We start from the raw sequence: 2,695 nt of genomic DNA, 5'->3' as shown, positions 1-2,695 counted from the left end.
ATGTCGTTGCATTGACGGATGCAAGCGGAAATGTCGTCGCCCAATACGAGTATGACGCATGGGGTAACATTCTGTCCAAAACCGGTGCGCTGGCATCGGCGAACCCATACCGTTATGCCGGGTATTATTACGATGAGGAAACCGGGCTATACTACCTAATGGCGCGGTATTATGAGGCGAATATGGGGCGATTCTTGACAAGAGATACGTTCCATGGGGTTGAAAACGAGCCGCAAAGTTTGAATCAGTATGTGTATACGAAAAATAATCCAGTAATGTATGTGGATCCGAGTGGGTATGTTGCACAGGCAGTTTTAGTATCGGCTATTAGATATGTTGCATGGGAAATGGCTAAAGGGGCTTTATCGGCTGTTGCTGGACATCTTGCTCAAAAACTGATTGATTACAATTTTAGTTTTAAGAAAACGTTTAAGTATGCTAAAAACAATTGGAGTTACCTTGTGAAGTTAGGAAGGACCGGGGCTCTTGTAGCACTTTATGAGTTACCAACATCATATCACTTTAGCAAAACACAATATAACTTATTTGTAAGACTGTCATATGATCTTGGGAAAGCAGTTAAGAGTTATGTGCTTTCAGCGCTACTCAATGGAGAAAAATTTAGTTTTAAAGATTTAAAAAAGGAAGTAAACGGGGTCATAACACAGTATGTATATGAAATTGCAAAGCAGTCAAAATAATCCTTATAGGAGGACTATATGGACTATTATATAGGCATGTCTTTTATTATTTTGTTGTTAATATTAGGGGGAAGTTATTATGTTTATAAAGGGATAAAATATTCTTCAAAAGAACGGGATTTAGACCAGCGTAAGGGAGGCTATGTAGTAGCGGGGAACGGGTGGTTGGATGAGTTCATTAGGTATGTGATGCCGTTTATGCCAGTATGGTTCGGTAAAATTTTTTATATGGTATTTGGTTTTATTATTATAATAATGGGTGTCTGTTTTCTTTACTTTTTTGTTACCGATTTGCTAGCTACCCTCTAATGTCTATTAAACAAAAGAAATTATAAAGACGACGTAATGGCGTCAGACTGTTTAAAAGCTCATTATTTACTAGGCATGGGGTGTGAACAGTCCCATGCCCCTCTTAATGTATGTTTTAAAATGAAAGGAATAATTTATTGAGCATTAGAAAATAATCTAAAAAGGCCGCTTAGTATTGAAAATCGAATATAAGCTGTCTGTGATGATACCGGTTTAAAACCGGTGCGCTGGCATCGGCGAACCCATACCGTTATGCCGGCTATTATTACGATGAGGAAACCGGACTATACTACCTAATGGCGCGGTATTATGAGGCGAATATGGGGCGATTCTTGACAAGAGATACGTTCCATGGGGTTGAAAACGAGCCGCAAAGTTTGAATCAGTATGTGTATACGAAAAATAATCCAGTAATGTATGTGGATCCGAGTGGGCACATTCCTATAATCGTAGCAGAGGCATTGGTCGGTGCTTTTATTAATGCAGTAGGTTATGTTGCAGAGCTTGTTACAAAATATGGAACTAGAAATGCTTTTAAACATTTTAGTGGGAAAAAGTTTGCAGTAGAGCTTCTTAAAGGTGCTGCTACTGGTGCTATAGGAGGAGGAATAGTTTCAAAACTCGCAAAAGCGGGACAACTCAGCAAAGTTGCAGAGAAGTTTCTAGCAGGACATTTAGCACCAGCTGCTTATTTGGTCTCTAATTTTGGGGATTTTAGTGCCGGCTCTTTCACCGAGAATCAAATTTTATCAATGTTTAATAACAATCTGTAGGTGAGCAAATTAGCTAACATAAATTTACAGCCAAACCAAAAAGGCGACATGGACTCGATTCCTTGGTTAGAATAGACAAGTGCAGCTCTTGGCGGCGCTAGAGTTGAGGCCGCCTCCGAAGATTGTAGGCATCCATCCTCGCGCCTAGATACACGCTGGAAGGATGCCCAAATGCCTCTCGTCCCTTTGGCCTCAAGGGATGAGAGGCATTTTGTTTACTTAGTCACTGTCGAACTCGGTATACAATGCAAGGTAAAAACGCGGTGCAAAATCCGCGCAAAATTTTCGCCCATTCGCTGGCTTCTTTCGGATTCTTGAAAAAGCAAAAACGACCGCAAACACGGTCGCATCAAGGGTTTCACGATTTCGCATCCGAACCGTTCGGATGTTGGAAATGGAGACGGTGGGAGTCGAACCCACGTCCAGAGGCATCGCCACTTAAGCATCTACGAGCGTAGTCGGTATATTTCGCTTCGCCGTCCGTTCCGCCTACCGACAGGCCTCCCGGCGGCTAGCCTGGTTCGTCTCTTCCCTCATCCTCAGGCGGCGGATTTGGGCGTAGCCCGCTTCATATGAGCCCCTCGAACGCCACGCGGGCGATGGCGGGAAGAGCTAGCTGCAGCAATTAGGCAGCTAAAGCGTAGTTTTGTTTGCCAGTTATCTTTAGGTGACGTTTTTACGAGGACGTCCCCCTCGGCTCGCCGCTTAAGCTCGACCTACCCCTGTCGAATCCGGATCGTCCCCGCGGTGGCGAAGAAAGATCGGAATAGCGTAAGCGATGGATAACTGGCTGTTGCATTATTCATGTGCAGCGTGCCTGTCACGCCCCGATACTGACAAAAAAAGAAGTCGTCGTTACGATTACGTTAGATCGTATCAATCGCGTGCTTGGCACAACAATTACGAAAGAAA

Annotated in this window: 3 protein-coding genes and 1 other RNA gene; 3 read left to right on the top strand and 1 reads right to left on the bottom strand. The window is 43.5% G+C overall.

Annotation, left to right across the window (positions count from 1 at the left end):
• From BO219_RS14945 to BO219_RS14320, 3 genes are all read left to right on the top strand, one after another.
• Window positions 1–701 (top strand): RHS repeat-associated core domain-containing protein (locus BO219_RS14945; RefSeq protein ID WP_275531847.1); only part of this gene is annotated, 701 nt, incomplete at its 5' end.
• 18 nt (window positions 702–719) lie between these two features.
• Window positions 720–1,010 carry a hypothetical protein gene (locus tag BO219_RS14325; protein ID WP_003397521.1) on the top strand — a complete coding sequence of 97 codons (291 nt, stop codon included), beginning with the start codon at window positions 720–722 and terminating at the stop codon, window positions 1,008–1,010.
• Window positions 1,011–1,237: 227 nt separating this feature from the next.
• Window positions 1,238–1,783 (top strand): RHS repeat-associated core domain-containing protein, encoded by a 546-nt coding sequence (locus BO219_RS14320; RefSeq protein WP_226373846.1) that lies wholly within the window; start codon window positions 1,238–1,240, stop codon window positions 1,781–1,783.
• A 392-nt stretch (window positions 1,784–2,175) separates the two neighbouring features.
• Here BO219_RS14320 and ssrA read toward each other — a convergent pair.
• Window positions 2,176–2,527, bottom strand: a transfer-messenger RNA (tmRNA) gene (gene ssrA / locus BO219_RS14315).
• Window positions 2,528–2,695 lie beyond the last annotated feature (168 nt).

This window comes from Anoxybacillus kestanbolensis (genome assembly GCF_001996285.1).
Taxonomy (GTDB): Bacteria; Bacillota; Bacilli; order Bacillales; family Anoxybacillaceae; genus Anoxybacillus; species Anoxybacillus kestanbolensis_A.
The sequence above is the reverse complement of the archived record's forward strand: the minus strand, read 5'-3'. Positions and strand labels throughout refer to the sequence as shown.

Bases quoted from the DNA above. Each gene is read 5' to 3' on its own strand.
- BO219_RS14325 (WP_003397521.1), top strand. From the start codon at position 720: ATGGACTATTATATAGGCATGTCTTTTATTATTTTGTTGTTAATATTA.